Raw genomic sequence first — 8,377 nt, 5'->3', positions numbered from 1 at the left:
TCTTTTGAGCCATTAGGGTTTTCTCCTTTGTATCGTGATTGTCTGGACAACTTTCATTTTACAGGAGCCCTAATGGCTTGTCTATTTCTTATTTGCTTTTGCGAACTCGATTATACGCTATCCATTTTTTACGTATGTATAAGCTTTTTGGGAGGTTTTGCAATTACTTCGGGCCAAGTTGGCCCGAAGTGGAGATGGTAAATTGGTCAACCGAAAAATCGGGCCAACTTGGCCCGATTTTTTTGTTCTCTACGAATTAACTTCTGGCCAATTTGGCCAGAAGTTAATTTTCATCTATTTTAGAGCTTTTTGTAGCCATCTTTGAAAGACTTCTAAGCATTGCCCCGCACTTTCGGTATAAATATTTCGCATCGCTCATTTCATACGCTCATTATGATTGATGGAATGAGTGATGCACGTTGCCTCGTCACCGAAAGGGAAAAGTAAACGCTCTCATCCCAAGAAGGTGCAAATTCCTTAACTTTTATTTTCAAGCTGTTTCAGTAGATTTTCTTCTTTCTTTAGAAGCGTTGCGACGATTCGCTTTACACAGTTGTAAACCGCATCATCATAGCTATCTGCTTCTTCAACCTGATGCCAGCCTGTTCGGAAAATCCGTTTATAACGAAAACTCTCCCGCCTCTTGTCTGAAGGCTTTGTCAGATCGATGATTCTTTGCATCTTTTCCATTTCTTCGTCAGGAATATTCCAGCCGCCTATTTCAAAAACGCCACAAAGCTGGTCCTCGCGTATACCAATCCAGTAGTTGTAGACATGCTCATTGCCCCAGGAGCTATTTGGCGTTTGGAGCGGTATAAGGTAATCATTCATTTTAGCCGTATAAAACTGTAAGAAAGTGTTCGTGCTTTCCTCTCTAAAGAACTCAATGACGCCTTCTTCAGACAAGCGCGTAAGAGCGGCACGTACCGCTTCTATCAATTGTGTCCTGCTATCGGTTTTATGCTCGAAAATCAGATCCAGTGCCTTTTTATGCTTGGCATATATCTTATTGCAAACTTCAACCAATTTCTGGTCTTCCACAATATCCCTCCTGAGAACATCGAGATAGTTATCAATTACCAAGGCTACGTCAGGTGTCATTTCAATAGAATTGCGTAGTTCAGATAAGAACTCCATAACGTTCTCATACGTCAGAGTACTCCAATTTTCTGCATCACTGGGTTCTTCCCCATCCGGGGTAAGATATAAATAAATTTTTCGATATTGAGGATAATCGCTTTCCAGTGTTTTTCTGTATCTGGCCAACTGATTGTCGTGCTCATGGGAACCGATTTTGTTTTCGATGGCAATTGCGCACCGTTCTGTGCTAGATATAAGTAGCAAATCAATATTTTTCCATTCCCGATACACGGAAAAGCTATATAAATCCATTAACAAGGTTTCAAAGACATCATACCGACTGCTATCTGCACGAACTACGTCCTGTAGGATGGATTTAAGTAGAGCATCTCCTAAACCGTGATTTTCATTGGGATTCAAAAGCCAACCAAGCATATTGCTATGGCGAATTTCAGTCCTTGATATTTTTAAGATATCAAAGAGATTAAAACGTTTGGTCCACGGTAACAGTTCATCCAGACAATCTATGTCCAGCAGAAAGTTTTGGAGGGCTTCTTCATCAGAAATTTGGATATCTGCTGTACTCATTATTGGCATTCACTTCCTTTCCTCTTCAAAAAGTCTCAATATTTCTCTGCGGGAAACATTTCCTATGTACAGTTTTTTCCATCCACCTCGATGATGTTAGGGATACAGCCTACCTATACCTTCATTTTCCTCTGTCCGGTTTCGGCATCTCTGTAAGCCATAAACGTACACCGAGGATAATTCTTGCATCCTAGAAAGCAACCGTATCGGCTGCACCGATTTATAAGTCTTGCGCCGCAAAGGGGGCAAATCCTTTTATCAATACGATTATTTTTCCATGCCTCGATTTCTGCATTACGCTTTGGGAGACGCTTTTCTGTGGGAATGTTAACATCCTCTATTTCCGCAATGCGTTCCTTCCCAGCACAAAGAAGTGAGCGGATAATATCTCCTTCTTCTTCATGGGTGAAAAAGTACTTATAACAAAAAGCGCACTCCCGACAATCATTCACAAAATCAGCGTTAATATTTTTGCCAAACAGCCACGATTTTACAGGACAATTATTCACATAAATGCCATCATCAAGATTTTTTAGCTCTGATAGTGTGTATATTTTTGTGGCAATTTTGTCGGCAATCACATTATATTTCCACGTTTTCTCATCCGAAACTTTTAGCAAGATATCCCGAAGTTCCTGCTCAGTAATCATTCGATCCTTTTTACTCAGATTAATTTCAATAGTTGAAATACCTTCTCTTTTTAATCTTTCGAGTTTCGATGAATCGATAGCATGTGTAACATATATCTCCACAAATAAAACTTTTGATCCAACATACAAAGCTATATCTGGAATAAAATTATCATACCGCGCCTCTAAAACAACGCGATCAATTGCTATTTCTTGTGCTGCACGATATAATTGTGGGCTTCTATCAGAATCTGGAAATTCAACATAGACCGCTGGGATTGTAATCTTTTTGGTCCGCGATAAGATATCTTTCGCCATAAGATGAAGAGACGTTTCATAGCCATATTCGCAGGTGCTTCCCGAATGATGGGCGAAATGGTGCATAACCTTGGTCCCTTTTTTGGCAACCAAGGGTTCTCCACAAGCCGGACAAAAACATCCGCACTTCGACCCACTGTCAACATCTTCTATGCTGATTCCCGCTCCATCTTTTATTGCATAAACCAGATTCAATCCGTTTGTTGCCATGGTTTGTTCTCCGCTTTGCAAATTTAGCCAAACGTCTCACAAATTTTCTTTAATATTTCCTCATCTGCCGGACAAAATTTGTACTCGCCAATCTCTTTCACTGTAATCCAACGGATATCGTTGTGCTCCAACTTTTGTGGAACACCTTCCCGAATGGATGCATTAAATAGGGTCAAATGAACATTTAAATCCGGGTATTCATGGACTACTTCCATAAACGCTTTACCAACGTCCAAAGTGATTGCCAGTTCTTCCTGACACTCACGAACAAGGGCCTGCTCCTTCGTTTCACCTAGTTCAACCTTGCCGCCCACAAATTCCCAGAGTAACCCACGAGCCTTATTTGCAGGTCGTTGGCAAATCATAAATTTGTTGCTATCCCAAATAAGGGCTGCTACTACTTCTGTCATGCCTTTTCACCTATAACTCGCATCTCATTCGCGTCGGTATCATACTCAAGAATCTTGATATCTCCCAATAGGTGATGATTGATTCTATAGTAGTATTCAGCTAATGTTTCATTTCGCCGTGGATGTGTTGCCTTTGCCATAACAACACATTTCTCGACATCATACGACAAGAAAGACAAATAAAACGCAGCCTCGTTTACGGATCGCATTTTTGCACTTGGTACATTTCCAGTCTCTGTCCAGGTATAGCATTTACATTCCACGACAGTCTTTCCGCTAGAATTGGCCAAATCAAATTTGTGCGGTTTCGCAGGTTTTCCTATTGCAATGGGCACTTCTAATTGATACACTTCTTTCCTTACGGCTTGGAACCATTGCTGAACTTGAATTTGAAATAATCTGCCCACTCTTGGATTTTCGCTATTTGAATTCATTATCCAACCACCAGTTTATTTGTCTTTTTCAAGAATTTCGCAGGGATAGGCCGATCCAATTTCCAAGTGATATTCATGGGACGACTGCCTTCATGTTTCACATAGTTGGCAGTACCCAGGAAAGTGTAAGCCGCCGCTCCGCCATTGATTCGGTCTGATTTGAACTCTCGCACAAACAGTAGCACTTTACTCCCACGTTCTCGGTGGTGGATGTACCGCTGCCCGGTAGGAGAATCTGCCGCTGTAGTACTCTGGCTCTGCCAGTGGAACAGGCTCTCGTTAATGGAGTAATCGTTGTACATCGTCGTAGGCGAGTAATCCTTATCTGACTTATTGAGGGTTACAAAAAACACATCTAGCTTTTTCTCCGGCAGCCATTTCACACCTTCTCGCACAGTAGACGGTTTCATAAAATCCAAAGCTACCAGCAACTGGTCACGGGAATAAGTACAGTGCAGATCCAAAGGGCAATCGAATCCCAGATCTACTGGCTCATCAATAAAGTCAATTTGCTCGTACCGGTATCGCAGCAGCTCTTGCAGTTCTCCCAGCAAGACCGGACTGTCTGAAAGAGCATACAAATGATCCAGCACCTCATCAGAAGTCCAGTCCTCGGCAGCCTTGCCCCATACAGTGACATAAAACATCTGAAGCATCCTTTGCTCCAACTCACCCAGCGTTGCAAAGTTCACATTGTCCAGCCGAGGCAGGAGTTCCAGCAAAAACTGAATCCATCGCCGGGAATCGATCACCGCTAGACGCCCCATGGCTTTTGTGAGGGCTTCTTCTAAAGGCTCCTGAAAATCATCCATTACATCCGCACGGGCACAGAGTCGGGAAAAAGTAGAAAATTTGTAGATCGTCCGTGGGTCCAGATGATAATACTCCAAGAAATTGGTCAACGTCAGCTCCAGACCGCTGTCCTCCGTAAAACTGGCCACACGGGAAACCAGCCCTGCTGTGTTGCCATAGGAGGCCCGAATGTTGTCCAGAATATACTTAGCCGCCTTCTTTTCCAGCTGGATATAACAGCCCCTGGGAGCCGATACAAATCCGTCTTTGATCTCTCGGGTCACGCCGCGGGAAGTGTTGGACAACAGTGCTGCAAACTTATCTTCAAAGTTGTACCGCTTATTTGCCTGACCAATAAAGTCCAGCACCGTCAAGCACTCTTTGTTCTCTGCCAGCCGCAAACCACGGCCCAGCTGCTGCAGGAAAATGGTCAAGGACTCGGTGGGGCGCAAGAACAGCACCGTATTGACCTCGGGAATATCTACACCTTCGTTATAGATATCCACGACAAAGATAAAGCGGATATCTCCTCTAATCAACCGATCTTTGGCGGATTTTCTTTCTTCATCGGAAGATTTTCCTATCAAGAAGATAGAAGGAATTCCATGGTCATTGAAATACCGGCTCATGAATTGGGCATGGTCAACCGTAACGCAGAATCCCAACCCTTTGACCTCGTCTATGTCCGTCACATACTTCAGCAGAGAAGAAACCACCAGATCTGCACGGCGATTCGCTACTGCTCCGCTGAAGGTATATAACGCAGACAGTTCTCCCTTGTCATAGCCGCCAGCGCTCCACTTGAGCGTGTTCAGATCCACCGTATCGGTAACTCCGAAATACTGGAACGGACAAAGCAATTTGCGGTCAATGGCTTCCGGCAGCCGAATTTCGGCAGCAATGCGATAGTTAAAGTACGGCAAAATGCTTTTGCCGTCCATGCGTTCCGGTGTAGCCGTCAGCCCCAGTAAAATCTTGGGCTGATAATAGGAGAGCAGCTTTTGGTAAGTAGGCGCAGCCGCATGGTGAAATTCGTCCACAATTATGTAATCGTAGAAATCCGGGGCAGTTTTAGCAGTGAAATCCTGTGAGTTAAAAGTCTGGATAGACAGAAACAGGTAGTCGATGGTTTCCGGCCGGTAGTTTCCAACAAACAATTCACCAAAGTTGGCATCCTTTAAAACCGCTCGGAAGGTGTATAGACTTTGCCGCAGAATTTCTTCCCGGTGGGCCACAAAGAGAAGTCGGCAGGGTTTGCCCGGATTTTGTTTTCGGAATCGTTTGTAGTCCAGAGCAGAAATCACTGTCTTGCCGGTGCCGGTGGCAGCCACTACCAAGTTGCGGGTATAACCGCGGACGGTCCGCTCTGCTTCTAATCTGTCCAGAATCTCCTGCTGGTAGGAGTAGGGCGCGATATCCATGGTATAGAGGGCTGTATTATTGGCATCAAAATACTTTTCCGCCTTCAATGCCCGCGCCAGGCGCTCTTTCTGATCTTCCGAATAATACTCAAACTCATTGGAATTCCAGTAGCTCTCAAAGGTAGCTGCAATTTTGGTTATGGTTTCGGGTAGGTCTTTGCGGGTGACCTTTACATTCCATTCCAGGCCGCTGGATATGGCGGCATTGGACAGGTTGGATGAGCCGACATATGCGGTGGTAAACCCGGTATTGCGGTAGAATACATAAGTTTTGGCGTGGAGCCGGGTACGCTTGGTATCATAGCTTACCTTTATCCGGGTATTCGGCAGCGCTCGCAGCTCCTCGATGGCTTTCACATCCGTAGCACCCATGTAGGAGGTGGTTATAATCCTCAATTCGCCACCATTTTGGGTGAACTCTCGCAGTTCATCTATCAAAAGACGCAAGCCGCTCCACTTGATGAACGATACCAGCATATCGATTCGGTCAGCGGAAAGGATCTCCTTTTTCAGCTCGGTGTACATCTGCGGCTCATTTATAGCCCCTGTAAATAGACTGCTTTGAGCAATAGAGGTTTCCGGACGGCTTAGATCGGCTGCTGTTTTTCCTGCTGCCAATCGAGGATCTTGTTCCCGCAAAAGAGCAAGAAGCTGCTCTGCCCGCTGGTCAACGCCCAGCGTGGCAAAGTCAGCTTCTTGTGTTGTGTTCTGAATGAGGGTGACAATCTGATTGGCAAGGGCGATTTGGGCAGAGATATCCCCGCCGTTATCCAGAACGTTCTCCATACCTTTTTGCACCACGTCTGTCAGATACTGCGCCAGCACCTTGGCCGCTTCCGCCTTATCAATAGGCGCAATGGATTTGCGGGCGTCAGGAATATCTGACAGCTCGCTGGTTAAGGCATTGTTGATGACTTGTTCGTAGAGGCCGGGGTGAAGCATAAGAGGGCACTTCCTATGTAGAATGTTTATTGGCTGCCAAATATGTCACTGCAAACTACGGACGGAACTTGCTATTCGTTTTTCTCTTCCATCTGCTGTTGTGTAGTATCTTTGTAGTATGCCATATAACAGATATGTCAGATCTTCATCATTTTCGATTTTGAATGTATTGTCATCGTTGATGATAGATGGGTAATACTCTCTGATAGAACTTAAAACAGCCTTTTTTTGTTCCGGATCATAGCTATCCAGAGCTTCCTTAGCAAGCGCAATTCTCTTTCGGTTTGCTTTTTTTACACATGAACTATCGTAATTTTCCCCTGCGACAATAAAGTCGGACGCCAAAAAGCTTTTCGTTTCTTCATCTGTCGCTTCGCGGAATATTTCATCTATTCCACGGAAAATACTTGTGATAGAAGATAAATTTCGAAAAAACAACCGGTTATCAGCGGCACGAAAAATCGCATCGGGGTAAGAATTAATAACAATTTCTCTCGCATTATCTTCAAATTTCACTGCATTACCAAATACTATTCTTTTCCGTCGAAGTAGCTGCGTCTTTGTGACTCTCTGAAAATAGACCAGGCCATCGTCTTGTAGACAGCAAAGGAAAGAAATTGTATCAAGCTCACCTTCGTCAATTTCAGCATAAGCCGTACCATTAAGTGGGCACTTCAAAAGATCCGGGCAGTAATCTTTTTGTGTAAAGTCACTCAAATAGAACCATTCATCTTCTTCTAACGTATCATCAGGCGCATACGGAACCGCTGTATCTAATGTATCTGGGGCATTATAAATCTTTTGATTAGACAAAACACACCTTATACCGTTTCGTCGGTCACGAACTCGCGCCAACAAATAGTTCATACTTTCACCTCATATCAATAAAAGTGAAATCATTGATTCTTCGGAGATTATCTAGTTTTACATCTTGGTAAGTTTTCATTTTTTGTTTTGTAATCAAGAATATTTTTGTTCCATCTTCACCTGTAACAAAGTAGAACTGATATCCAAAGAGCAAAAACAATGGATTAAAACTCAGTGCTTGTGAGAGATGTACAAAAATGGAAACAACTAGATACACAAAGAAAAATGTTTTCTTATCTGGAATACTAAGGGCCACAAAAAAGTAACCAAGATAATTTGGCAGAAAAGAATGGCTTGCTAATTCCACTTCTTTAATTTTGCATTCCATGCCGCATGCTGGTAAAAATCTAGAAACAACTAAACAAAGCCAAGAAATAAGTACAGGAGTAGCCAAATAAATAGTGTAAGATATAAAGTCTAAAGTTTGAGGAATAAATGGAATCAAAGCCTTTTCTTTAATTAAGAATACTACAATAACATAAGCTGAGGCTGAGAAAGTTAGAATAATATCAAACACTTTACGTGGAAGACGGCTGATACTTAGACAATACTTTTTCATGGTACGCACTCCTACTATCGAATGTAGCACTATTTATTGATATAGATAATCTTTATATGTCAAATATACCATATCAAAGGTACCATCATATGGACTTTTACAGAGCTGTATCCAGTTATTTGATATT

General features: G+C 43.1%; 7 protein-coding genes. All 7 read right to left on the bottom strand.

The window, feature by feature from the left end; translation table 11 throughout:
- Positions 1-477: 477 nt before the first annotated feature.
- Positions 478-1,668, bottom strand: coding sequence for a PD-(D/E)XK nuclease family protein (locus H6B15_RS13215; RefSeq protein WP_204648476.1), 1,191 nt, complete (start codon positions 1,666-1,668; stop codon positions 478-480).
- A gap of 113 nt (positions 1,669-1,781) precedes the next feature.
- Positions 1,782-2,825, bottom strand: a complete 1,044-nt coding sequence (locus H6B15_RS13210; protein WP_204648475.1) for a competence protein CoiA family protein — start codon at positions 2,823-2,825, stop codon at positions 1,782-1,784.
- A gap of 23 nt (positions 2,826-2,848) precedes the next feature.
- Positions 2,849-3,235 (bottom strand): (deoxy)nucleoside triphosphate pyrophosphohydrolase, encoded by a 387-nt coding sequence (locus tag H6B15_RS13205; protein WP_204648474.1) that lies wholly within the window; start codon positions 3,233-3,235, stop codon positions 2,849-2,851.
- Complete coding sequence (locus tag H6B15_RS13200) at positions 3,232-3,669, bottom strand: hypothetical protein (protein ID WP_204648473.1); 438 nt, start codon at positions 3,667-3,669, stop codon at positions 3,232-3,234. The genes H6B15_RS13205 and H6B15_RS13200 overlap by 4 nt, the downstream gene beginning before the upstream one ends.
- A complete protein-coding gene (locus tag H6B15_RS13195; protein ID WP_204648472.1) occupies positions 3,669-6,824 on the bottom strand; it encodes a DUF3427 domain-containing protein in 3,156 nt (1,051 codons plus the stop codon). The genes H6B15_RS13200 and H6B15_RS13195 overlap by 1 nt, the downstream gene beginning before the upstream one ends.
- Before the next feature lie 45 nt (positions 6,825-6,869).
- Complete coding sequence (locus tag H6B15_RS13190; RefSeq protein WP_204648471.1) at positions 6,870-7,691, bottom strand: hypothetical protein; 822 nt, start codon at positions 7,689-7,691, stop codon at positions 6,870-6,872.
- A gap of 4 nt (positions 7,692-7,695) precedes the next feature.
- Positions 7,696-8,250 (bottom strand): hypothetical protein, encoded by a 555-nt coding sequence (locus H6B15_RS13185; RefSeq protein WP_204648470.1) that lies wholly within the window; start codon positions 8,248-8,250, stop codon positions 7,696-7,698.
- Positions 8,251-8,377 lie beyond the last annotated feature (127 nt).

The sequence above is a fragment of the Gemmiger formicilis genome, from assembly GCF_016900095.1.
Lineage (GTDB): Bacteria > Bacillota > Clostridia > Oscillospirales > Ruminococcaceae > Gemmiger > Gemmiger formicilis_A.
Note: the sequence above shows the minus strand (reverse complement) of the source record. Positions and strands in the feature narration are given on the sequence as shown.